21 protein-coding genes and 3 tRNA genes are annotated in these 22430 nt (G+C 69.7%); 12 read left to right on the forward strand and 12 right to left on the reverse strand.

Translation table 11 applies throughout. The features are described from left to right. Positions 1–18: 18 nt before the first annotated feature. The 5 genes from ACZ5PB_RS34615 to ACZ5PB_RS34635 all read right to left on the reverse strand — a co-directional run bounded on the left by ACZ5PB_RS34615 (position 19) and on the right by ACZ5PB_RS34635 (position 2664). Positions 19–837 carry an ABC transporter permease gene (locus tag ACZ5PB_RS34615; RefSeq protein ID WP_468696774.1) on the reverse strand — a complete coding sequence of 273 codons (819 nt, stop codon included), beginning with the start codon at positions 835–837 and terminating at the stop codon, positions 19–21. Beyond that, positions 834–1814, reverse strand: coding sequence for an ABC transporter ATP-binding protein (locus ACZ5PB_RS34620; RefSeq protein ID WP_468696776.1), 981 nt, complete (start codon positions 1812–1814; stop codon positions 834–836). The genes ACZ5PB_RS34615 and ACZ5PB_RS34620 overlap by 4 nt, the downstream gene beginning before the upstream one ends. 137 nt (positions 1815–1951) lie before the next feature. Further along, positions 1952–2027: transfer RNA gene (locus tag ACZ5PB_RS34625), tRNA-Gly, on the reverse strand. A gap of 83 nt (positions 2028–2110) precedes the next feature. Continuing rightward, positions 2111–2182: transfer RNA gene (locus tag ACZ5PB_RS34630), tRNA-Gly, on the reverse strand. A 164-nt stretch (positions 2183–2346) separates the two neighbouring features. After that, positions 2347–2664, reverse strand: coding sequence for a histone-like nucleoid-structuring protein Lsr2 (locus tag ACZ5PB_RS34635; protein WP_468696778.1), 318 nt, complete (start codon positions 2662–2664; stop codon positions 2347–2349). A 346-nt stretch (positions 2665–3010) separates the two neighbouring features. Here ACZ5PB_RS34635 and purS point away from each other — a divergent pair, with 346 nt between their 5' ends. The 8 genes from purS to ACZ5PB_RS34675 all read left to right on the forward strand — a co-directional run bounded on the left by purS (position 3011) and on the right by ACZ5PB_RS34675 (position 11310). Then, a complete protein-coding gene (gene purS / locus ACZ5PB_RS34640) occupies positions 3011–3262 on the forward strand; it encodes a phosphoribosylformylglycinamidine synthase subunit PurS (protein ID WP_389252250.1) in 252 nt (83 codons plus the stop codon). Then, positions 3259–3939, forward strand: a complete 681-nt coding sequence (gene purQ / locus ACZ5PB_RS34645; protein ID WP_468696781.1) for a phosphoribosylformylglycinamidine synthase subunit PurQ — start codon at positions 3259–3261, stop codon at positions 3937–3939. Before purS ends, purQ begins: the two co-directional genes overlap by 4 nt. Continuing rightward, positions 3936–6185: a phosphoribosylformylglycinamidine synthase subunit PurL gene (gene purL, locus ACZ5PB_RS34650; protein ID WP_468696783.1), complete on the forward strand. Its 2250-nt coding sequence runs from the start codon at positions 3936–3938 to the stop codon at positions 6183–6185. Before purQ ends, purL begins: the two co-directional genes overlap by 4 nt. A 122-nt stretch (positions 6186–6307) precedes the next feature. After that, the gene (locus tag ACZ5PB_RS34655; protein WP_468696785.1) at positions 6308–8050 is read left to right on the forward strand and encodes a hypothetical protein; all 1743 of its coding nucleotides are present in this window, start codon (positions 6308–6310) and stop codon (positions 8048–8050) included. A 59-nt stretch (positions 8051–8109) separates the two neighbouring features. Next, the gene (locus ACZ5PB_RS34660; RefSeq protein WP_468696786.1) at positions 8110–8619 is read left to right on the forward strand and encodes an ArsR/SmtB family transcription factor; all 510 of its coding nucleotides are present in this window, start codon (positions 8110–8112) and stop codon (positions 8617–8619) included. Positions 8620–8679: 60 nt separating this feature from the next. Further along, complete coding sequence (locus ACZ5PB_RS34665; protein WP_468696788.1) at positions 8680–9537, forward strand: M23 family metallopeptidase; 858 nt, start codon at positions 8680–8682, stop codon at positions 9535–9537. A gap of 51 nt (positions 9538–9588) precedes the next feature. After that, a complete protein-coding gene (locus tag ACZ5PB_RS34670; RefSeq protein WP_468696790.1) occupies positions 9589–10389 on the forward strand; it encodes a maleylpyruvate isomerase family mycothiol-dependent enzyme in 801 nt (266 codons plus the stop codon). Positions 10390–10449: 60 nt separating this feature from the next. Further along, positions 10450–11310, forward strand: coding sequence for an META domain-containing protein (locus ACZ5PB_RS34675; RefSeq protein WP_468696792.1), 861 nt, complete (start codon positions 10450–10452; stop codon positions 11308–11310). 18 nt (positions 11311–11328) lie between these two features. Here ACZ5PB_RS34675 and ACZ5PB_RS34680 read toward each other — a convergent pair whose 3' ends face one another. The 3 genes from ACZ5PB_RS34680 to ACZ5PB_RS34690 form a co-directional block, all read right to left on the reverse strand. Beyond that, complete coding sequence (locus ACZ5PB_RS34680) at positions 11329–12729, reverse strand: LAETG motif-containing sortase-dependent surface protein (RefSeq protein ID WP_468696793.1); 1401 nt, start codon at positions 12727–12729, stop codon at positions 11329–11331. A gap of 121 nt (positions 12730–12850) precedes the next feature. Then, positions 12851–14332, reverse strand: coding sequence for a sulfatase family protein (locus tag ACZ5PB_RS34685; RefSeq protein WP_468696795.1), 1482 nt, complete (start codon positions 14330–14332; stop codon positions 12851–12853). Positions 14333–14462: 130 nt separating this feature from the next. After that, positions 14463–14555, reverse strand: a complete 93-nt coding sequence (locus ACZ5PB_RS34690; protein ID WP_468696797.1) for a putative leader peptide — start codon at positions 14553–14555, stop codon at positions 14463–14465. A gap of 427 nt (positions 14556–14982) precedes the next feature. Between ACZ5PB_RS34690 and purF the strand changes: the two genes are divergently transcribed. Both purF and purM read left to right on the forward strand, forming a co-directional pair. Further along, positions 14983–16509: an amidophosphoribosyltransferase gene (purF, locus tag ACZ5PB_RS34695; protein ID WP_468696799.1), complete on the forward strand. Its 1527-nt coding sequence runs from the start codon at positions 14983–14985 to the stop codon at positions 16507–16509. A 50-nt stretch (positions 16510–16559) separates the two neighbouring features. After that, the gene (gene purM / locus ACZ5PB_RS34700; RefSeq protein ID WP_468696800.1) at positions 16560–17636 is read left to right on the forward strand and encodes a phosphoribosylformylglycinamidine cyclo-ligase; all 1077 of its coding nucleotides are present in this window, start codon (positions 16560–16562) and stop codon (positions 17634–17636) included. Between the two features lie 196 nt (positions 17637–17832). On the opposite strand, the gene ACZ5PB_RS34705 is transcribed toward purM, so the two are convergent. Both ACZ5PB_RS34705 and ACZ5PB_RS34710 read right to left on the reverse strand, forming a co-directional pair. Beyond that, positions 17833–18081: a DUF3073 domain-containing protein gene (locus ACZ5PB_RS34705; RefSeq protein ID WP_384343443.1), complete on the reverse strand. Its 249-nt coding sequence runs from the start codon at positions 18079–18081 to the stop codon at positions 17833–17835. 277 nt (positions 18082–18358) lie between these two features. Next, a complete protein-coding gene (locus ACZ5PB_RS34710; RefSeq protein WP_468696802.1) occupies positions 18359–19459 on the reverse strand; it encodes a Leu/Phe/Val dehydrogenase in 1101 nt (366 codons plus the stop codon). A gap of 152 nt (positions 19460–19611) precedes the next feature. Between ACZ5PB_RS34710 and ACZ5PB_RS34715 the strand changes: the two genes are divergently transcribed. Continuing rightward, positions 19612–20454, forward strand: coding sequence for a DUF8083 family protein (locus ACZ5PB_RS34715; RefSeq protein WP_468696804.1), 843 nt, complete (start codon positions 19612–19614; stop codon positions 20452–20454). Positions 20455–21057: 603 nt separating this feature from the next. Continuing rightward, positions 21058–21264 carry a developmental transcriptional regulator BldC gene (gene bldC / locus ACZ5PB_RS34720; protein WP_003949541.1) on the forward strand — a complete coding sequence of 69 codons (207 nt, stop codon included), beginning with the start codon at positions 21058–21060 and terminating at the stop codon, positions 21262–21264. A gap of 605 nt (positions 21265–21869) precedes the next feature. On the opposite strand, the gene ACZ5PB_RS34725 is transcribed toward bldC, so the two are convergent. Both ACZ5PB_RS34725 and ACZ5PB_RS34730 read right to left on the reverse strand, forming a co-directional pair. After that, positions 21870–22136 (reverse strand): DUF6274 family protein, encoded by a 267-nt coding sequence (locus tag ACZ5PB_RS34725; RefSeq protein ID WP_468696806.1) that lies wholly within the window; start codon positions 22134–22136, stop codon positions 21870–21872. 173 nt (positions 22137–22309) lie between these two features. Continuing rightward, positions 22310–22384 (reverse strand) — tRNA-Asp (locus ACZ5PB_RS34730). Between the last annotated feature and the right edge of the window lie 46 nt (positions 22385–22430).

Raw genomic sequence — 22430 nt, forward strand, 5'->3', positions numbered from 1 at the left:
GGGGGCCGGACCTCGGTCCTACCGCCGCGGCTCCCAGCGGAACCGCTTCTTGACCGTGTACGCCGACAGTACGGTCCAGGCTCCCGCGACGGCCATGGCACCGAGCCCGCCCGACCAGGTCAGATTGCCCGACCAGCCGCCCCGCATCAGCTCCACCACGGGGGACAGCGGCAGCAGCTGGCAGATTCGGGTGGCGAGGTCCGGCAGCGCCTCCAGCGGGAAGATCAGCCCGGAGCCGAACATCGAGATCAGCATGACCGGCGCGACGGTGAGCTGCGAGCTCTCCACGGACTTGGTGAAGGCCGCCGTCGCCGTGGCCAGCAGCGCGGCCAGCGCGATGCCGAAGACGATGCCCACCACCACGAACAGCGGGTTGGACGGCATCTGCGCGTCCAGCACCAGGACCCCGGCCACGATCAGCACCGCGCACTGCACCACCGCGGTCGCCAGCGCGGCCACCGAAGTGCCCGCCAGGATCTCCAGATCGCCCGGCTCCCCGGTGCGCAGCCGCTTGAGGACGAGCTCCTCGCGGCGGGTGACGTAGGTGCCGACCAGCGTGGTGTAGACGCCGAAGATCAGGACGTACGCGACCGAGGTCGGGATCACCATCGTGCCGATGGACAGCCCGATCTTGTCGAGGTCCATGCCCTTGGCGGCCGACCAGGACGTGAAGGTCAGCACGACCGGCATCGCCAGCAGCATGACCAGCGCGGACCTGTTCCGGCCCAGGAGGGTCAGCTCGGCCTTGGCCAGCGACTTCATACGGCCCACCGGCGTGGTGCGCGGTCCGGCCGACCCCGTCGCGTGCGTGCCCTGCGTCAGCGTCGTCGTGCTCATCGCGCCGCCACCTCTTCCCTCTTCGTGGTGTTCGACGTCGTGTTCGCCGTCGTCCTCGCGTCCCGCGCTATGTGCAGGAAGGCCTCCTCCAGCGAGGCCGACCGCACGTCGAGACCGCGCAGCTGCACCCCGGCGGCCTCCGCCCAGACCAGCAGCCCGGTGGCCGCCCGCTGAAGTGCGGGGGTGCTCAACCGCACTGTCCTGCCGGTCAGTTGGTGCTCGGTGACGCCGAGCTGGCCGAGCGGCGGCAGGTCCCCCATGTGGTACCCCTCCGGCAGCTCGAAGCTGATCTGCGACGGGTGCGCGGCGACCACCTCGTCCACCCGCCCCTCGGTGGCGATCCGCCCCTCGTGCATGATCGCCAGCCGGTCGGCCAGCTCCTCGGCCTCTTCGAGGTAGTGCGTCGTCAGCAGTACGGTCGTGCCCTGCTCGCGCAGCTCCCGCACCAACTGCCAGGTGTCGCGCCGTCCTTCGGCGTCAAGCCCGGTCGTCGGTTCGTCGAGGAAGAGGATCTCCGGCCGCCCGAGCACCGCCATCGCCAGGTCGAGCCGCCGCCGCTCACCGCCCGAGAGCTGCTTGACCCGTACGGAACGCCGCCCGGCGAGCCCCACCAGCTCCAGCGCCTCGTCGACCGGGCGCGCACCGCTCGTGCACCCCGCCCACATCCGCGCGGTCTCCAGCACCGTCAACTGCGCCGGGAATCCGCCCTCCTGGAGCATCACGCCCACCCGGGGGCGGACCTTCGCCCGCTCGGTGAACGGGTCGTGCCCCAGGACCCGGATCCGGCCGCCGGTCGGTGCGGCGAGACCTTCGAGCAGCTCCAGGGTGGAGGTCTTGCCCGCGCCGTTGGTCCCCAGCAGCGCGAAGAGTTCGCCGCGCGCCACGGAGAAGGAGACGGAACGGACGGCCTCGAACCCTCCGGCGTACGTCCGCCGGAGCCCTTCGACGTCGATGACAAGCTCTGCGTTGGTGGTCATGTTCCAAGACTCCCGTCGGCCCGGGGCCGGCGGCAGTGCGCGCTGTCATCACTCCCGATGACAAATGTCATGAGCGGCCGGGACGACGGGACGGGCAACGAGAAAGGCCCCGGTCGTCATGACCGGGGCCTTCTTCGTGGAGCGGACGACCAGGTTCGAACTGGCGACCTCAACCTTGGCAAGGTTGCGCTCTACCAACTGAGCTACGTCCGCAAGGTGGTGCGAGTACTGCTTGGTGGTGCTTCATCACCCTACCCGAACCACCGGAGTGCCCGGTAACCGGTTGAGCGATGCAGAGCGGGTGACAGGAATTGCACACTGCGCCTTCCCCCTGGAAGGAGGATGTTCTGCTACTGAACTACACCCGCACGCTGCGTGAGGCGGGGCCTTGCGGCCTTGCCCTTCGGCGTGCTCCAGACTTTAGCCCAGGTACCGGGGTGTGATGCAAATCGGTTCCCGGCCGACCTTCGCGAGTGGGCGAGGAGTCCTCGCGGGCGCCGCGTGCGGCCGGGCCGGGAGACCCTTCACTCCGTCAGGAGGCTTCTGCGAACGCCTCGTAGACGCTCTTGGGGATCCGTCCCCTGGCCGGCACGTCCATCCGGTGGGACCTGGCCCACGCGCGCACCGCCGCCGGGTCCGGGGCCACCGCGGTGTGCCGGTACACATTGCCCGACTTCGAGTGCTTTCGGCCTGCGTCGACGTACGGCTTCAGGGCCGTGCGCAGTTTCTTTGCATTGGCGGGATTGAGGTCGATCTCGTACGACTTCCCGTCGAGGCCGAAGGTCACCGTTTCCGCCGCTTCTCCTCCGTCGATGTCGTCGGAGAGCGTGACCAGTACGCGTTGAGCCACGGATATCGGTCCTTCCTGGCGGACGGGTGGCCGGACGGCTGTCGTGACCACCGCGCTGACGTGCGGTGATGTCGGCCGGCCGACTCTTCGGAAACAAGTATGGGGCAATACTGCTTTCCCTTGTATTCCTTTGTACAGGGGGAGTCATTGCATTGTGAAGCCCAGTCAATTCCGTCAGCGTGTCCGAGTGCAATGACGGGCGGCTATTTTTTCCCTGATTTTTCCCGGCGTTGTCGGTGCCGATACCGGAACGTGATCGGCCGCGAGGATATCTACCCGCGTAGAATTTTTGGCCGGGTACGCTGTGGGAACCGCCTTAAAGCACCACACCACACCGGGAGTGCCAGTGGCACGCGTCGTAGTCGACGTCATGCTCAAGCCCGAGATTCTCGACCCGCAGGGACAGGCGGTGCAGCGTGCACTGCCCCGTCTCGGCTTCGAGTCAATCGCGGACGTCCGTCAGGGGAAGCGTTTCGAGCTGGAGGTGGAGGGGCCGGTCGACGAGGCCGCCCTCGCCCGCATCCACGAGATGGCCGAAACGTTCCTCGCCAACACCGTTATCGAGGACTTCACCGTGAAGGTGGAGGAGTCGAAGTGACCGCTCGTATCGGAGTCGTCACCTTTCCGGGCACGCTCGACGACCAGGACGCGCTGCGTGCCGTCCGGATCGCGGGCGCCGAGCCGGTGTCCCTGTGGCACCGCGACAAGGACCTCCACCAGGTCGACGCGGTGGTCCTCGCCGGAGGGTTCTCCTACGGCGACTACCTGCGGGCAGGCGCCATCTCGCGCTTCTCGCCGGTGATGGACACGATCATCGAGCAGGCGAAGGCCGGCCTGCCGGTCCTCGGCATCTGCAACGGCTTCCAGATCCTCACCGAGGCACATCTGCTGCCCGGCGCGATGCTCCGGAACAACCACCTCCACTTCATCTGCCGCGATCAGAAGCTGCGGGTGGAGAACGCGGAGACCGCCTGGACGCTCGATTACGAGCAGGGCCAGGAGATCTCCGTACCGCTCAAGAACATGGACGGCCGGTACGTCGCCGACGAGCACACGCTCGACGAGCTGGAGGCGGAGGGCCGCGTCGCCTTCCGCTACCTGGACGGCAACCCCAACGGCTCGCTCCGGGACATCGCCGGCATCACCAACGCGGCGGGCAACGTCGTCGGTCTGATGCCGCACCCCGAGCACGCCGTCGAGCCGCTGATCGGTACGGGCCGTACCGACGGGCTCGGATTCTTCACCTCGATCCTGAAGAAGTTGGTCAACGCATGACGCTGGACACCGTCAAGCACGCTGCCGAAACCCCCGAGGTCGAGCAGCCCTGGAAGGAACTCGGCCTCAAGGAGGACGAGTACACCCGGATCCGCGAGATCCTCGGCCGCCGTCCCACCGGCGCCGAGCTCGCCATGTACTCGGTGATGTGGTCGGAGCACTGCTCGTACAAGAGCAGCAAGGTCCACCTCAAGCAGTTCGGCGAGAAGGTCCCCGAGAACGACGCGATGCTCGTCGGGATCGGGGAGAACGCGGGCGTCGTCGACGTCGGCCAGGGTTACGCGGTCACCTTCAAGGTCGAGTCGCACAACCACCCCTCGTACATCGAGCCCTACCAGGGCGCGGCCACCGGCGTCGGCGGCATCGTCCGCGACATTCTCGCCATGGGTGCGCGTCCGGTCGCGGTCGTCGACCCGCTGCGTTTCGGTGCGGCCGACCACCCCGACACCCGGCGCGTACTGCCGGGCGTGGTCGCCGGAATCGGCGGCTACGGAAACTGCCTGGGCCTGCCCAACATCGGCGGCGAGGTCGTCTTCGACGCCTGCTACCAGGGCAACCCCCTCGTGAACGCCGGCTGCATCGGCGTGATGAAGCACGAGGACATCCACCTCGCGAAGGCGTCCGGCGCGGGCAACAAGGTCATCCTGTACGGCGCCCGGACCGGCGGCGACGGCATCGGCGGTGTCTCGGTCCTGGCGTCCGAGACCTTCGACGACGCAAAGCCCACCAAGCGGCCCGCCGTGCAGGTCGGTGACCCGTTCCAGGAGAAGCTCCTCATCGAGTGCACCCTGGAGATCTTCGCGGAGAAGCTGGTCGACGGCATCCAGGACCTCGGCGGCGCCGGTCTTTCCTGCGCCACCAGCGAGCTGGCCTCGGCCGGTTCCGGCGGCATGCGCGTCGAGCTGGACACCGTGCACCTGCGCGACTCCTCCCTCTCGCCCGAGGAAATCCTCATGAGCGAGTCGCAGGAACGCATGTGCGCGATCGTCGAGCCGCAGCACGTGGACCGCTTCATGGAGATCTGCGAGAAGTGGGACGTCATCGCCACCGTCATCGGTGAGGTGACCGAGGGCTCCCAGCTGGAGATCTTCTGGCACGGCGAGCAGATCGTGGACGTACCGCCGCGCACCGTCGCCCACGAGGGCCCGGTGTACGAGCGTCCCTACGCCCGCCCCTCCTGGCAGGACGCGCTCCAGGCCGACGACGCCAACGCGCTGGCCCGCCCGGCGAACGGCGAGGAACTGCGCGCGCAGGTCCTCCAGCTGGTCGCCTCCCCGAACCAGGCCTCCAAGGCGTGGATCACGGACCAGTACGACCGCTTCGTGCAGGGCAACACGGTGCTGGCCATGCCGGAGGACGCGGGCATGGTGCGTATCGACGCGGAGACCGGCCTCGGTGTGACGATGGCGACCGACGGCAACGGCCGGTACGCCAAGCTGGACCCGTACGCGGGTGCGCAGCTGGCGCTCGCCGAGTCGTACCGCAACGTCGCGACCACGGGCGCGAAGCCCCTCGCGATCTCCAACTGCCTCAACTTCGGCTCCCCCGAGGACCCGGACGTGATGTGGCAGTTCGCCGAGGCCACCCGTGGTCTCGCGGACGGCTGTCTGGAACTGGGAACTCCGGTGACCGGTGGCAACGTTTCTCTGTACAACCAGACCGGTGAGACCGCGATCCACCCGACGCCCGTCGTCGCGGTCCTCGGTGTCATCGACGACGTCGCCCGCCGTACGCCGATGGCCTTCGCCGAAGAGGGGCAGCTGCTGTACCTCCTCGGTGACACGCACGAGGAACTGGGCGGCTCCGCCTGGTCCGAGGTCGTGCACGGCCACCTCGGCGGCCTGCCGCCGAAGGTCGACCTGGCGCGCGAGAAGCTGCTCGGCGAGATCCTGATCTCGGCGTCGCGGGACGGCATGGTCGACGCCGCCCACGACCTGAGCGACGGCGGTCTGATCCAGGCCCTCACCGAGTCCTGCCTGCGCGGCGGGAAGGGTGCCCGGGTCGTGGTGCCGGACGGTCTCGACCCGTTCGTCTTCCTCTTCTCGGAGTCGGCGGGCCGCGCGGTCGTGTCGATCCCGCGCAGTGAGGAGCTCCGCTTCAACGACATGTGCGGGGCGCGCGGTCTGCCCGTCACCCGCATCGGTGTCGTGGACGGGGACTCGATCGAGGTCCAGGGCCAGTTCAGCCTCCCGCTGAGCGAGCTGAAGGACGCGCACGAGGCGACGATCCCGGGCCTGCTGGCCTGAGTCGTACGTCCGAGCCGTACGTCCGAGTCGTACGTCGAGCTGTTGAGTGCGGCCCCGCCCCGGGGTGACCGGGGGCGGGGCCGCACTTCTGTCGTGATTTCTGTCATGGACATAATGCGCGGGTGAGCGAACACCCAACTTCCCCCGGACCGGAACCCGTTCCTCCGCCGCCCGTACCGCTGCCCGCCGCGCGGATACCCGAGGGCACGGCGTCCTGGCGGTCCGCGCAGGTACGCGGCTGGCTGGCCGCCGTGCCCGCGCGGTGGGCGCATCCGGGGTGGGCGGTACTGGTGCTGGTGGCGGCGGTGGTGTGGGCGGTGCTGGCGGTTCCGGAACCGAAGCCGCCGCACTTCGGGCCACTGGAGGCGGCGTCGTCCTTCTCCGGCCGTTCGGAAGCGCGGATCGGGAGCTTCGGTGCGTTCGGTGAGTACGGGCGCGGTACGGCCGCACCCGTCGACACGCTCAAGGTCTATGCCGTATCGGTGTCCATGTCCCCTGGTGGACTCGCTTCGTGGTGGGGGTGGCCCATGGTGTTCCTGGGGTTGCTGCTTCTGGAGCTGTACTGGATCTGGCGTCGGCCGGGGCTGGCGCTGCCGGTGCTCGTGCCGCTGACGGCCGGGGCGCTGATCTCCACCGATGCCCTGGGCCGGACCGGGCTGCCCGCGCTGATCGGGGTCGGGCTGGCCGCCGTCCTGGCCGCGGTGACCCTGGTGCACCGCCGGGGCGTACGGCTGCGGCGCTGGGAGCGGGTGGCGGAGGCGGCGGGTCCGCAACGGCATCCGCTGCCCGCCGTGCCCGGGGGAGTGCGGCGGCCCCGTCGCCCGTACCTCCTGATCGCCGTCGCGGCACTCCTGCTCGGCTTCGCCGCGTACACGGGGCACTCCATGACCGAGTACGAGGGCGAGTGGGTGCTGCTGGGCACCGGGACCCTCGGGGTCGCGCTGCTCGTCGAGGGGGTGGTGGCGCTCCTGCGGTACGCCCGGCTGCGCAGGCGCCCGCAGCCCGCCCTGCGCGTGCTGGTCAGGGAGGGCGCGGACGGCAGGACCTGGGTGTACGCGGCCGACGACCCGGCGGGTGCGGAACCCTTGCTCGGCTTCCGTTCCTGGGGTGCGTACGAGGGCGGCGGCAGTACGGGACGCAGGCCGCTGCGCGAGGCCGTGCTGTACGGAACCCCCGCGAGCGGCGCCGAGTTGGCGTATGTCGCCGCCGTCGACGGGGCGGAGGGGCGCGTCGCCATCGAGCACAGCACGAGCCCGGCGGCCGTCGGCGGCCGACGCGGTAACGAGAACAACGAGAACAACGGGAACGAGATCTTCGTGGACGCCATACCCCTCTCCCCCTCCGTCCGCCCTCCCTCCTGGTCCGCGGGGCCGGTCGGCCGGGCCATCGGTGTGCTGGCCTTCCTGGTGGAGCTGGGGGTGGTCTGGTCGTTCCTGGACGGGGAGCGCGGCTGGCGGGTGTGGTTCGCGCTGGGGGCGCTGCCCTTCGCCATCGGTTTCATCGCCGCCGCGCTCAACTGGCGGATCACGGCGGACCGTTCGGGGGTGTGGGTGGCGGGCGGCTGGCGGGTGCGGCAGTTGCGCTGGGCGGAGATCGAGAAGGTCGAGTACGACGACGACAGCATCACCTTCCGCGGTCCCGAGGGCGTACGCGTCGGCATCCGGCCCACCGGGTGGGCGCGGCTGGACCGCCGTACCGCCGCAGGTCACGTCGCGGGCCGCGCGGCCGACGAGATCCGCGCGATGCTCGCCGACCCGGCCCTGCGGCCGGCCGAGGACAGCACGCCCGGGGAGCAGGGCATGCCGCTCGGACCGGTGATCGTGCTGGTGTCGGTGCTGTGCGGGGCGGCGGCGCTGTTGCTGTAGGGGGCCGTGGGGTGCCTGCGGGGGTTGTCGGGGATTACGTAATTACGTAATCTCTGTTCATGGACCTGGAGAAGCGCGTCGCCGAACTGGAGCGGCGCATGGCGGCGCTGGAGAGCGGCGGGGCGGGCGACGCTGTCGGAGATGATCATCCCGTGCCCTCGCTCTGGGCCCTGGACGGCCTCAAGGCGCAGCTCGACGAGCTCGGGGCGGCCGACGGGGGTGTGCTGTTCGCGGGTTCGGTGCGGCTGCCGACCAAGGCGCGGTACGAGTGGCAGTTCGGCGCGACCACCGATGACCTGCTCGCACGCGACTGGGCGGAGACCGCCGACGCCTTCGCCGCGCTCGGTCATCCCGTACGGCTGCGGCTGCTCCGGGAGATCGCCGGGGGCCTGCGCACCGCCGCCGAGCTCAACGCGCTCGACGAGCTGGGCACCACCGGCCAGATCTACCACCACCTGCGCCAGCTCACCGCCGCGGGCTGGCTGGTCACGTCCGGGCGGGGGCGCTACGAGGTGCCGGTCACCCGTGTCGTACCGCTGCTGGTGATGCTGTCCGCCGCCACGCCGTAGCCGCCGGACGCGCGCCGGACGCGCGCACCTGAACACCGCATCGACCAAGGGGGAACGACCATGTCCGCACGTCAGGCAGCCCTGCACCTCAGCCGCATTCTCTGGGGGATCTTCGCCGTACAGGCGGTGGCGGGCTTCTTCGTGGAACTGCCCTACGGCTATCTGGCCAGCTGGACACCGCTCGTGGCGGCGCTCGCGCTGACCCTGTGGCGGTGGGAGGACTCCCGGCGCGGCCGGGTCGCGCTGGGAGTCCCGGCGACGGTCGAGGTCGCGCCTCCGGTGACCGGGCGGTGGACCGCGCTGAACAGTCCGGCGGACAAGCAGCCGAGCCACGGCACGCACAAGTACGGGCAGACGTACGCGATCGACGTCCTGGCGGAGCCGGCGGACGGGGACAGCAGGCCGGCGGCGGTGTGGTTCTGGCCGCTCGCCCGCCGGAGCGAGGAATTCCCCGCCTTCGGGGCCCCGCTGTACGCCGTCGCCGACGGGACCGTCGTGCACGCGGAGGACGCCCAGCGCGACCACCTCAGCCGCAGCTCCCTCCTGGGAGTGCTGTACCTGATGGTCGTCGAGAGCGCCGTGCGCGTGATCGCGGGACCGCACCGGGTGCTCGGCAACCATGTCGTCCTGGACCTGGGTGACGGTACGTACGCGGTGTACGCGCACCTCCGGCGCGGTTCGCTGGACGTCCGTACCGGCGACCGGGTGGTGACGGGGCAGCGGCTGGGCCGGTGCGGCAACAGCGGCAACTCCTCCGAACCGCACCTCCACTTCCAGCTGATGGACACCCCCGACGTGGACACGGCGCGGGGGCTGCCCTTCAGCTGGGCGGGGGTGGGCGTACCGGGCAGGGGCACGCACTTCACGGTCGAGGAGCGGGAGCCGGAGCGGGAGCTGGAGTCGGAGCCTGAGCGGTAGCGGTAGCGGCGGCTCGGGGGCATTGTCAGTGGGCCGCGCTAGCGTGTGTTCATGGCTCCTCAGCAGCAGAGACGCGCTCGGCGGTACGACTCCGCCAAGATCCGCGCCGCCGTCCTCGCCCAGTTCGGGCACGTGCACGACGCGGTGGCGGAAATGAGCCCCGAGCAGCTCGCCCTGCCCGCCGCCGGGATGGGGGAGTGGACCGTGCGCGACCTCCTCGCGCACCTCTCCATGGCCGTCTCGTCCTTCGACCGGAACCTGCGCGGGCCCGCCCCCGCCAGGGCCGAACTGGCGCTGGTGGACTGGCCGTTCGCTACCGTCGCCCGCGCGGCGGACGTCGACAGTGACTCGCGCGAGCTGGCCGCCGCCGCCACCGACCTCGTCGAGCTCTACGAGAGGACGGGGGCACGCTTCGCCGAGCTGCTCCCCGCACTGGCCGACGAGCAGGTGATCGCCACCCGGGTCGGGCCGATGACCGTGGCCGACTTCCTGGTCACCCGTACCGTCGAACTGGTCGTGCACACGGACGACGTGAACCGGGCGACCGGCGCCGCCGTCCCGTTCGACCGGCAGGCGCTCGCCGCGTGCACCCGGCTGCTGGCGGACGCGCTCGCCGTGAAGGCGCCCGGAGCGTCCACGGAAGTACGCATTCCGCCCTATGCGGTCGTCCAGTGCATCGAGGGCCCCCGGCACACCAGGGGCACCCCGCCGAATGTCGTGGAGACCGATCCGCTGACCTGGATCCGGCTTGCCACAGGACGTACACAATGGGCGGACGCTCTTGAAGAAGCCCAGGTCAGAGCCAGTGGGGAGCGTGCGGATCTGGTGGGGGTGCTGCCGATCATGGGGTGAGGCGGGGGCGTGCGCCGGGGTAAGTGGAACCAGTAGTCCCACCTGTTCCGTCACACCGGCATGCAGACGAAGCCGAAGCTCAAGACGCGGAAGACGAAGCCGGTGCTCAGCGTTGCCGTCACGGCCCTGGCGCTCCTCGCGCTGGGCGCCTGCGGTACGGAGACGACGGGCGCCGGGGCCGGTGGCGGTGACAAGAAGGGCGGTGGGGACAGCAAGGTCCAGCCCGACCTGCCACTGACCGGGGTGCGCTGGACCGTCGAGAGTTCGACGGTCGGCGGGAAGAAGGCCCCGGCGCCCAAGGACGTGTACGTCGAGATCGACGACAAGGGCACGGTCAAGGGTAACTACGGCTGCAACTCCTTCACCGGCAAGGCCACCGTCAAGGGCGACGCCGTCGACCTCGACAAGCTGCTCTCCACTCAAATGGCCTGCGAGCAGCAGGACTTCGAGCTGACGCTGCGCAAGGCGTTCAAGGAACGGCTGAAGGCGAAGCTGGACGACAACCGGCTGACCCTCACGACGGCGGCGGGCGACACGATCGCGCTCACCTCGAAGCCGGTGGAGCCCGCCTCGCCGCTCGCCGGGACCAAGTGGACCGTGGACTCCTTCCTGGAGGGCAAGACGGCCAAGTCGCTGCCGAAGAGCACGGCGGGGAAGGCGTATCTGATCTTCGGCAAGGACGGTTCGGTGACCGGCCGCACCGGCTGCAACTCCCTGAACGGCAAGGCGAAGCAGGGGGAGGGGAGCCTGGAGTTCGGGCGCATCGCGACCACCCGGATGATGTGCCAGGGCGACGGAGCCACGGTGGAGAAGCAACTGCTGAAGGTGCTGAGCGGCAAGACCGCCTACCAGGTGGACGGCCGCTCCCTGTCCCTCACCGGACCGGACGGCAAGGGACTGGAAGCGAAGGCCACCAAGTAGGCGGTCTGTCAGGGGTGTTCAGGCCCGGCGGCGGCGCAGCTTGACCAGTGCCGCCGCGCCGAGGGCGAGGAGGGCGGCTCCGCCGAGGGCCAGCGGGAGGGTCGAGGAGCTGCCTCCCGTCGCGGCGAGGTCCTCACCGGAAGCCGAGCCGGACGTCGAACCGGAAGCCGAGCCGGACGCCGAACCAGAAGCCGCGCCGGATGCCTGCCCGGCCGTCGACCCGGCCGGGGTGCCCGGCGCGGACGCCTCGGTCGGCTTCCCGGTCGCGGGCGAAGGGCTTCCGCCGGTCTGGGGCTTGGCCGCCGACCCGCCCGCCGGGGCCGGAACCCCGTTCAGGCTGACCGAGACCGTCGCCGAACCGGCCCCCGCCGAGACCACCTTGACCCGTATCTTCCGTGCGGTGTCGGTCAGTTCGGCCCCCGCCTTCAGTGCATCGGCGTCGGCCGCCTCGCCGGTACCGGGGGTGGGGTCGACGAAGGCGGACTCGGCGTACTTGCCAGCGGTCACCCTGTACGCGTGGACGCCCTGGATCTTCCCGTCCAGCGCCCCCGCCTTCGCCCGGAAGTCGACGATCAGCCGGTCACCCTCCTTGCCCGCCCCCGCCGCCTCGCCCAGCGGAATGCTCAAGGCCCGCACCCCGCTCCCGGCCCCCGCCAGCGGACGCAGCGTGTAGGTCCCGGACTTGGTGACCTGCGCCAGCTCCCCACCGGTCAGCCACTTGTTGTGGATCAGCTCGGGTGCGCTCAGCCCGGCGGCCGAACCCCCGCCGCCCATCACGGACTTGTGGCTGGTGGAGTCCTTGGCGTCCTCCTTGCACCCGGCACCCAGATCGCCCTCGGGGCAGCGCAGTCGCATGTGGTGGTGGTACCCGAAGTTGTGCCCGAACTCGTGGATCAGCGCGTCCGTCGAGAACTCCTCGGCCGGCATCCACGTCTTCCCGCCGCCGACCGTGCCGAGCCCGGCGAACCCGCACTTGGCGACGCTGTTCGGGTAGACGATCGAGGCGTGGTCGAAGGAGTCCTCGGCGATGCCCTTGGCGGCCAGCGCCTTGTAGGTCTCGTCCGCCATCTTCGAGGTGTCGCACCCGGCACCCGCCATGGGCAGGGTCAGCGGGCCGATCACCTTCTGCCCGGCGTCCCGGGGTCCGAAGGTGGTCCGGCCCCGGGTGATCTCGTTGTAGTACGAGGTCAGGGATCCGCTGGAGCCGTAATAGGTGCTCTCCAGGGTGGACTTGAGCTTCGCGGTGTCGGTCAGCGTGCTGTCGCTGAAGTTGACCATCACGACCTGCACGGTCCGCTTGGCGGCGGGGGCGTCGGCATCGGCGGCGTACGCGGTCGACGAACCGGCCACCGCCGCCAGCACGACACCACAGGCGAGCACGGGAACACGGGAAACACGGGAGCGGTAAGGGGAACGCATGGGGGGATCCTTCACGACCGGAAGTGGGGGGAGCGCCACACGCTAAACCGTGCCCCGCTCCCCGCCACCCCCACCCACCAGGCGTTATGCCGCCCTTAACTCCCCCTTAAGGCAAGGCAGTTCAGCCCGTACTCGATCCCGCCGAAGCGTCCGGGTACTTCAGCAGCCCCGCATCCACCGCCTCCCAGGCCGCCCGCAGCTCCGCCAGCCGTTCCGGCCGCACCCCCGCCAGATCGGCCTGCTCCCGCGCGTCCCCGCTCAGCCGGAACAGCTGGTCGCGCCCGCTCCTGCCCCGGTAGTACTTCCACTCCCCGCGCCGCAGCGCCCGTTCTCCCCGTACCCGCCAGAAGAGATCGCGCGTGGGAGCCTGCTCGCCGCGCAGCAGGTATCCGGCGAGCGAAGCCCCGTCCAGCGGGAACGCCCGGTCCGCCCTGGCCCCCGCCACCTCCAGGAGCGTCGCCGTCCAGTCCGGTGTGTAGACGGGCACGTCACTGACCTGCCGCCCGTCGAGCCGGGCGGGCCAGCGCACAATGGTCGGCACCCGGATGCCGCCCTCCTGCAGCGAGCCCTTGTTGCCGGTCAACGGCCAGTTGTAGGAGAAGCGTTCGCCGCCGTTGTCGCTCGCGAAGAAGACGAGGGTGTCCTCCTCCTGCCCCGACCGCTTGAGCGCCCGCAGCACCTCGCCGACCGACCGGTCAAGGTCCTCGACCATCTCGGTGTACTTCTCCACCGAGCCGCCGTCCTGGTGCCAGAGCGCCCGCCGGTCCCCGGCCTTGATCCGCCGTACGACCTCGGCGCTCGCCTCCTCGTCGCCGTCCGCGATCCAGGGCCAGTGCGGAGTGGTGAAGTTGAGGTTGAGCAGCCACGGTTTGTCGTGGTCCCGCTGGACGAACTCACTGGCCCGCTCGGTCAGGATGCGCGTGTAGTAGCGCAGGTCCTTGTACTCGGCGTCGCCCTCGTAGAGGTCGTACTCGCCGCTCCCGCCGAGCTTTGAGTAGTACTCCAGCGCCCCGCCGAAGTTCCCGAAGAACTCGTCCCAGCCCGACCTGGTGGGGCTGTAGTCGGGCAGGAATCCGCAGTGCCACTTGCCGATGAGCGCGGTCGAGTACCCCGCGCCGCGCAGCAGCGAGGCCAGCGTCGGATGCGTGGGCTCCAGTCCGACCCCCTTGTCGGCTATCGGCTCGGCGAGCCCTCCCTTCGTACGGCCGGGGAAGCGCCCGGTGTAGAGGCTGAAGCGGGTCGGCGAGCAGGTCGCCGATCCCGAGTACGCGTCGGTGAAGCGCACGCCCTGCCGGGCGAGCCGGTCCAGGTTCGGCGTACGGATGTGGGGCGAGCCGTACGAGGAGAGATCGGCCCAGCCCAGGTCGTCGCCCAGGATGAACAGGATGTTCGGCCGCCGCGAACGCCTCTTGACGGCAGCCCGGAAGGGCCGCTCCCGGGGCTCCCCGGCCGAGCCGCCCGACCGGGACTCCACGGCCCCGGCGGACCCGGCCGCCGGCCCGACGACGGCAGCGGTGGCGACGACACCGGCAGCGGCGGCCGCACCGGCCGCGAAAGTGCGCCGGGACAAGGGCGGTTCGGACGTATCGGGTGTTTCAGGCATGTGCGGGGGCGTGGCGGGCGTGGAAGGAACGCGCGAAGTCACGGTGTCTCCGGGAAGGCAGGAGGAAGCGGCCGGAAGGAGCCCTGCTCAGAGGGTCCGGCGCACAAGGGGACTGACCGGGGATGGGGACTTACGCGCAGCGACAGATGGCGCTGGCGACACGGACCAGGTCGACGTGTCGGCGCGCAACGAGCGGGACCGGACGGTCCGCGAAAGGCTGCATGACCGTGGACCTTGTCCGACCGCCCGCCCCCCTGTCAACGCACGTCCCACCCTGCGGACGCACCCCCGGACACCCCCCGCACCCACCCGGCCGACCGCCCGGAGCCGCCCGATCACCTTCCGTGCCCCTGCCCGGACCTTCGTCCGCCGGGCACTCGACGCGAGGGAGGTTGCCGTCGCCTCCGTGAACCTGGACGCAGCGGTCAGCCCGGCCGCCGGGGCCGCGGCTGACCCCGGCCGGTTCCGCTGTGTACAGGACCCTGGCCCGGGGCCATGAAATACCTCCCGCAGGGCTGCGGACGGGGCTGCGGACGGGACCGTGCGAACGACCCCGATCAGGCCTCTGAGCAGGACCGTTTCGCCCCGGATCAGGGCTTGTTCGTATCCCCAATTCGGACCAGTGGTCGATCTCGCCTACACTCGGTGCCGTGCCTCGTGGTGATGGACGACTCAACCACGACCTGCTCCCCGGTGAGAAAGGCCCCCAGGACGCTTGCGGCGTCTTCGGTGTCTGGGCTCCCGGCGAAGAGGTCGCCAAGCTCACCTATTTCGGACTGTATGCACTGCAACACCGGGGACAAGAGTCCGCCGGTATCGCAGTAAGCAACGGGTCCCAGATCCTCGTCTTCAAGGACATGGGACTGGTCTCGCAAGTCTTCGACGAAACCTCTCTCGGCTCCCTCCAGGGCCACATCGCGGTCGGTCACGCGCGCTACTCCACCACCGGAGCCTCGGTGTGGGAGAACGCGCAGCCGACGTTCCGTGCCACCGCGCACGGCTCGATCGCGCTGGGCCACAACGGAAACCTGGTCAATACGGCGCAGCTCGCCGAACTGGTCGCCGAGCTCCCCAAGGAGAACGGCCGCGCCACCCAGGTGGCAGCCACCAACGACACCGACCTGGTCACGGCCCTCCTCGCGGGCCAGACCGACGACGACGGCAAGCCCCTCACCATCGAGGAGGCCGCCGCAAAGGTGCTCCCGCAGGTGATGGGTGCCTTCTCCCTCGTCTTCATGGACGAAGGAACGCTGTACGCGGCCCGCGACCCGCAGGGCATCCGCCCGCTGGTGCTCGGCCGTCTGGAGCGCGGCTGGGTGGTGGCCTCCGAGTCCGCCGCCCTCGACATCTGCGGCGCCTCCTACGTCCGCGAGGTCGAGCCCGGCGAGCTGCTCGCGATCGACGAGAACGGTCTCCGGACCTCTCGATTCGCAGAAGCGAAGCCCAAGGGCTGTGTCTTCGAGTACGTCTACCTCGCGCGCCCCGACACCGACATCGCGGGCCGCAACGTCTATCTCAGCCGGGTTGAGATGGGCCGGAAACTGGCCGAGGAAGCTCCTGCCGAGGCCGATCTCGTCATAGCGACGCCCGAATCCGGCACCCCCGCCGCGATCGGGTACGCCGAAGCCAGCGGGATTCCGTACGGCTCGGGACTCGTCAAGAACGCCTACGTCGGCCGGACCTTCATCCAGCCCTCACAGACGATCCGCCAGCTCGGCATCCGTCTGAAGCTCAACCCGCTCAAGGAAGTCATCAAGGGCAAGCGCCTGGTGGTCGTGGACGACTCGATCGTCCGCGGCAACACCCAGCGCGCACTGGTCAAGATGCTCCGCGAGGCGGGCGCGGCGGAGATCCACATCCGGATCTCCTCTCCCCCCGTGAAGTGGCCCTGCTTCTTCGGCATCGACTTCGCCACCCGCGCGGAGCTGATCGCCAACGGCATGACCGTGGACGAGATCGCGACCTCGATGGGTGCCGACTCCCTGTCGTACATCTCCATCGAAGGCATGATCGAGGCGACCACGATCGCCAAGCCGAACCTCTGCCGCGCCTGCTTCGACGGCGAGTACCCCATGGAACTCCCCGACCCGGAGCTCCTCGGCAAGCAGCTCCTGGAGACCGAGATCGCGGCCGGAGTGGCGAACACCGCCGCCACCGAAGCGCTCCGTCGTCCCTGAGGCCGCCCGCAACACCCTCGCTAGTCCGACACGAAAGTTCTCACCTCCCCATGTCTGAGAAGTCTGAGACCACCGGTGCCAGCTACGCGGCTGCGGGCGTCGACATCGAAGCCGGCGACCGCGCCGTCGAGCTGATGAAGGAGTGGGTGAAGAAGACGAAGCGCCCCGAGGTCCTCGGTGGCCTCGGCGGTTTCGCCGGTCTCTTCGACGCCTCCGCCCTCAAGCGCTACGAGCGTCCGCTGCTCGCCTCCGCGACCGACGGCGTCGGTACGAAGGTCGACCTCGCCCGTCAGATGGGCGTGTACGACACCATCGGCCACGACCTCGTCGGCATGGTCGTCGACGACCTCGTCGTCTGCGGCGCCGAGCCGCTCTTCATGACCGACTACATCTGCGTCGGCAAGGTGCACCCCGAGCGTGTCGCCGCCATCGTGAAGGGCATCGCCGAAGGCTGTGTCCTCGCGGGCTGCGCGCTGGTCGGCGGCGAGACCGCCGAGCACCCGGGCCTGCTCGGCCCGGACGACTTCGACGTGGCGGGCGCCGGCACCGGTGTCGTGGAGTACGACCAGCTCCTGGGCGCTGACCGGATCCGTGAGGGCGACGCCGTGATCGCGATGGCATCCTCCGGTCTTCACTCGAACGGGTACTCGCTCGTGCGGCACGTCGTCTTCGACCGCGCGGGCTGGGCCCTGGACCGGGAGGTGGAGGAGTTCGGCCGCACGCTCGGCGAGGAGCTCCTGGAGCCCACCAAGATCTACTCGCTGGACTGCCTGGCACTGACCCGCACCGCGCAGGTCCACGCCTTCAGCCACGTCACCGGCGGCGGCCTGGCCAACAACCTGGCCCGGGTCGTCCCCGACCACCTGCACGCCTCGGTCGACCGCTCGACCTGGACCCCCGGCGCCGTCTTCGACGTCGTCGGCCAGGCCGGCAAGGTCGAGCGCCTGGAGCTGGAGAAGACCCTCAACATGGGTGTCGGCATGATCGCCGTCGTCCCGCAGGAGTCGGTCGACGTGGCCCTGGCGACGCTGGAGGACCGGGGAGTCGACTCCTGGGTGGCGGGCGAGATCCTCGCGCGCGGCGACCACCGCGAGGGTGCGACCCTGACCGGCGACTACGCGAAGTAGTCCGGGCAGGCCGGCCCCGTCCACCGGGGCCGGCCGCTCGGGCCTTCCGCCGGGGCGGGCCGGGCCAAGGCCAGCAGGACGCACAGAACCCGGCCCGGGGCGAAAGCCCAGGACCGGGTCCGGTGGTTCTGCTCAAACCTTATGAAAATTTTCGAGGTGTACGAGCGCCAGAACTGAACGCGTCAGAGCCGAAGCGTCAAGCACCGCGGCGCTGCGACGAAGGACCGGACTCATCGTCCTCGTCCTCGTCGTTGTACTGCGACGCGTACTGTGCGTACGGGTCGTCTTCCTCGTCATCGTCCTCGAACGGCTCGCCATTCGGCGGCTGTTGCGAAGTCGAAGCGCCCAGCTCATTGGCCAGACGCGACAGGTCAGTCCCGCCGCTGCTGTACTTCAGCTGGCGGGCGACCTTCGTCTGCTTGGCCTTTGCCCGGCCGCGCCCCATGGCTCGACCCCCTCGGTGACGGGGCTCGACGGCCCCAGAGTCTTGACACGCGTTCATGGTTGGGAACGGGCTCTCCGTGAAGAGACCGGTCCGCAGGACTTCAACGGTACCTGCTTCTTTGGCCATACGGTACGCCGCCCGCATGAGACACCTCGAAGCACAACCGGCGAGACGATCCGTCCCCGCTGGTCAACCGCGATTTTAGCCCCTTCCTGACGGCCGACCCGCCGACGGGGGTGAGCGATGTCTCCCCATCGGCCGGGCCGGCCTCCTCCGATCAGCGCCGGGCGCGCGCCTCCGCCATCCGCTGCTCGGCGATCCGGTCGGCCGCCGCGGCCGGAGGAACACCGTCGCTCTTCGCACGTGCGAAGATCTCCAGCGTGGTGTCGAAGATCTTCGCGGCCTTCTTCTTGCACCGGTCGAAGTCGAAGCCGTGCAGCTCGTCGGCGACCTGGATCACCCCGCCCGCGTTCACCACGTAGTCCGGCGCGTAGAGGATCCCGCGGTCCGCGAGGTCCTTCTCCACGCCCGGGTGGGCGAGCTGGTTGTTGGCCGCGCCGCACACCACGGAGGCGGTGAGCACCGGCACGGTGTCGTCGTTCAGGGCGCCGCCCAGCGCGCACGGGGCGTAGATGTCCAGGCCCTCGACGCGGATCAGCGCCTCGGTGTCGGCGACCACGGTGACCTGTGGGTGCTTGTCGGTGATACGGCGCACCGACTCCTCCCGTACGTCCGTGATCACGACCTCGGCGCCGTCCTCCAGCAGGTGCTCGACCAGGTAGTGGCCGACCTTGCCGACCCCGGCCACACCGACCTTGCGGCCGCGCAGCGTCGGGTCGCCCCAGAGCTGCTGGGCGCAGGCGCGCATGCCCTGGAAGACACCGAACGCGGTGAGTACGGAGGAGTCGCCCGCGCCGCCGTTCTCGGGGGAGCGTCCTGTGGTCCAGCGGCACTCGCGGGCCACCACGTCCATGTCCGCGACGTACGTACCGACGTCGCAGGCGGTCACGTAACGGCCGCCGAGGGAGGCCACGAACCGGCCGTAGGCGAGGAGCAGCTCCTCCGTCTTGATCTGCTCCGGGTCGCCGATGATCACGGCCTTGCCGCCGCCGTGGTCGAGCCCGGCCAGCGCGTTCTTGTAGCTCATCCCGCGCGAGAGGTTGAGGGCGTCCGCGACGGCCGCCTCCTCGCTCTCGTACGGATAGAAACGGGTGCCGCCCAGGCCGGGACCGAGGTCCGTGTTGTGCAGGGCGATGACGGCCTTGAGGCCGGAGGCGCGGTCCTGGCAGAGCACGACTTGTTCGTGACCTCCCTGCTCCGAGCGGAACAGGGTGTGCAGGACGCCGTCGGAAGATGCGGTCACTGTGGTGACTCCCAATTGCGAGGCGGTGAAGCCCTCTTGCGGGTGGAGAGGGCCGATGGGCATGAGATTAGGCCCCGAGGGCCCGTCATTAGGCCGGAGTGCCGCAGATCACCCCCATCCGAAGGAGCCGTGGGACGATTTGTCTCCGGTCGAGTGGAGGAGGCGGCGTGCCCTTGGCGTCATCGGTGATCGTCCCGTACGTGTCGTCCTTGCGGGTGTACGAACCGCTGGCCGCTTTTCCCGAACCGGAACGCACGCACTGGGCCCGCTACGCCCGCCGCCCCGAGCACCCCGGCCCGCAGGACGAACTGCGCGCCGCGCTCGCCGATCTGCTCCCCACGCCGCCCGTGGTGGTGCCGGTGCACGAGAGCGGGGACGCGTACGTGGCCGAGGTGGACGAGGTCGTGGTGGTCTGCCCGTGGCGGACCAGGCTGCGCGGCTGGCTGGCCCTGGAGGAGCTGGCGGACCAGTACCCGGCGGCGCTGCTGGACGCCGTGGTGCCGCCGCTGCTGCGCCGGCAGGCGAGCGCGGACCACGAGCGGTGGCGGGAGCGGAATCCGGACGCACGGCCGTGGATCAAGACCTCGGTGTGGCACGTGCCGGTGCGGTGGTTCGTCCTCTTCGGGGACGAGGAGCGGGAGTACGCGAAGGGCTCGGCGGACAGCGCGCCGGTGCTGCGCTACCGGACGCCGATGGTGCAGGCGCGGCGGCGGGTGGCGCGCGGGCTGCGGACGCTGCGCGAGCACATGGACGAGGGACCGCTGGTGACCGGACTGCTGGAGGTGGGGCGCTGGCTGGAGGAGTTCCACCCCAGGTCCCTCGTCGAACTGGACTACGGAGGTCTCGCGCACGTACTGGACGAGAAGGAGCTCACGGCGGACCGGTCGGCGGCGGACGTGGCCGAGGGGATCGCGGCCCTGCGGGCCGGCGACCCGGACGGGGCGGCCGAGGCGTACGGCAGGCTCGCGGAGCGGTGGCGGGCGGTGCGGGAGCGGCAGTTCGCCAACTGAGCGGGGTGTGCGCAGGGACGGGCGGCTGCTCCGGCGGCCGTCCGTTTTCCGCTTCCCGGGCACTGAATACCGCATACCGAATGCGATTTGAGCAAAACCTGAGCTACAGGTGAACCATCCCGTGATGTGGTGCGTGTGACAGGTGAGGCGAGGGACCTCGGGACCTACGTCCCGATCCGGGCTTTTGTGTCAAGCGTGACGGACAGCACTTAATCGCCCCTTGCGCCCATCCCCCGCCCTCGTGTCAAAATAGGACAAGGAGTCCGGGGAGGGCTCCTTCCGTCCAAGTAGGGGCGGAATGCTCGGCATTGCACTCTATGGGGGGTCTGATGACTCCTGATCGCTCTGTGACTGATCGTCACTGTGGCGTGACTGTCCGCTATGGCATGGTCCACGGGCTTCCGTCGCGGATGAACACCTCAGAGGGCAATTCCATCGGTTTGGCCCACGCGGCTGGACGGATGGTGTAGTTGTAGTGCCGAGGACAAGCCGTTCGTCCTATAACCGACTCGGCCCGCGTCCGCCATTTCGGGCAACGCGGGTCAAGGTGCAGAATTTAGAGGAAAGAACCGTGAAGGTTCGGTTCTCCCGAGGAGGCCGCTCATGACCGCTCGCACCCCTGACGCCGAGCCGCTGCTGACCCCGGCTGAGGTCGCCACGATGTTCCGCGTGGACCCGAAGACGGTGACCCGCTGGGCCAAGGCAGGCAAGCTCACGTCCATCCGCACGCTGGGTGGGCACAGGCGCTACCGCGAGGCCGAGGTCCGCGCACTGCTTGCGGGTATTCCGCAGCAGCGCAGCGAGGCCTGAGGCATCGCATTACCTCGCATTACCGCTTCATGCTTTAACGAGTCACAGCTTTACCCGCAGTAACGGCAATACCTGGCAGGACCGAGCAACACCCCTGCATCACTGGGCATTTCGGACACGGGTCCCCCAACTCGTTCCGCCCGCCCACCCATAGCTCCATCTGACCGGCACCCGCCCCAACGGGAGCCGGGTCAGTGATCGCGCTGGACTCCGCCGGGTCCAGCGCGATTTTTTTATGCCCTCTTCACGCCAGGGCGCCGTTCTGCGCCCCTCCCGGGGCCTCCGGGCGTCCCGGGCCGGTCTCCGCCCTCCTGGGGGCTCCAGCCGCGAGTGGCGGCGAGCGGGCCGGCCGGGGGTGGATGTGCCCGGTGCGGCGCTGGTCGGGGAGGGCCGGGGGGCGACTCGGCGGGGCCTTCGGGGCGCCTTCGGAGGGGCTCCGGAAGGCATTGCGGGGAGGTGCAATTGCACATATTAAATTGGGCTGTTGTAGGAAGGGTGTAAGTACCCCTGTCCCACAAACTCTTCTCGTGACACCCGTCACAGCTCATGACTCTTGCTAAATCTGAGCTTGCCACCGAAAGGGGGTAGCGGTCGCGGGGCAATGGTCACGGGATCGGAGGACTTTCGTCCTGAGCCCCCGAATCCTCGTCGGCCGGGGAGGGCGCCTCCGCGGCGCTCGTATCCGCGCCCGTACTCGCGCCCGTATCCGTGCCCGAGCCGTCGCTCGCGCTCTCGTGCTCCGGCTCCATGGCGAGGAGCAGTAGCCGGCGGCAGATCGGGCAGTGCTCGGTCCGGTGCCGGTAGTTCATCGCGGCGGCCAGATGGGCACGCAGCAGTGCCCTCGTCTCGTGCCGCGCCGTGGATGCCGCCACGCGTCACCTCCGGGATCCCCTGCTGTCTGGGTTACCGGTGGCAGATGACGGAGTCAAGACGCGGGAAGGCCCCGATCCGTTCGGATCGGGGCCTTCCAAGTACTGCGGTCCTGAACGTCGGCCGAGAACGCCGAAGCCCGCATCCGATTCGGATGCGGGCTTCGAACTTACTGCGGTCCTGACGGGATTTGAACCCGCGGCCTCCACCTTGACAGGGTGGCGAGCACTCCAAACTGCTCCACAGGACCTTGATTCGCAGCTTTTCGCCTGGTGTGTGCGTGTTGCTGCGAGTCA

The sequence above is a fragment of the Streptomyces sp. NPDC032721 genome (assembly GCF_055579625.1).

Bases quoted from the DNA above. Each gene is read 5' to 3' on its own strand.
- purL (WP_468696783.1), top strand. From the start codon at position 3,936: ATGACGCTGGACACCGTCAAGCACGCTGCCGAAACCCCCGAGGTCGAG.
- ACZ5PB_RS34690 (WP_468696797.1), bottom strand. From the start codon at position 14,555: ATGCAGCCTTTCGCGGACCGTCCGGTCCCGCTCGTTGCGCGCCGACAC.
- purM (WP_468696800.1), top strand. From the start codon at position 16,560: ATGTCTGAGAAGTCTGAGACCACCGGTGCCAGCTACGCGGCTGCGGGC.
- ACZ5PB_RS34680 (WP_468696793.1), bottom strand. From the start codon at position 12,729: ATGCGTTCCCCTTACCGCTCCCGTGTTTCCCGTGTTCCCGTGCTCGCC.
- bldC (WP_003949541.1), top strand. From the start codon at position 21,058: ATGACCGCTCGCACCCCTGACGCCGAGCCGCTGCTGACCCCGGCTGAG.
- ACZ5PB_RS34705 (WP_384343443.1), bottom strand. From the start codon at position 18,081: ATGGGGCGCGGCCGGGCAAAGGCCAAGCAGACGAAGGTCGCCCGCCAG.
- ACZ5PB_RS34615 (WP_468696774.1), bottom strand. From the start codon at position 837: ATGAGCACGACGACGCTGACGCAGGGCACGCACGCGACGGGGTCGGCC.
- ACZ5PB_RS34665 (WP_468696788.1), top strand. From the start codon at position 8,680: ATGTCCGCACGTCAGGCAGCCCTGCACCTCAGCCGCATTCTCTGGGGG.
- ACZ5PB_RS34685 (WP_468696795.1), bottom strand. From the start codon at position 14,332: ATGCCTGAAACACCCGATACGTCCGAACCGCCCTTGTCCCGGCGCACT.
- ACZ5PB_RS34675 (WP_468696792.1), top strand. From the start codon at position 10,450: ATGCAGACGAAGCCGAAGCTCAAGACGCGGAAGACGAAGCCGGTGCTC.
- ACZ5PB_RS34670 (WP_468696790.1), top strand. From the start codon at position 9,589: ATGGCTCCTCAGCAGCAGAGACGCGCTCGGCGGTACGACTCCGCCAAG.
- ACZ5PB_RS34620 (WP_468696776.1), bottom strand. From the start codon at position 1,814: ATGACCACCAACGCAGAGCTTGTCATCGACGTCGAAGGGCTCCGGCGG.
- ACZ5PB_RS34660 (WP_468696786.1), top strand. From the start codon at position 8,110: ATGGACCTGGAGAAGCGCGTCGCCGAACTGGAGCGGCGCATGGCGGCG.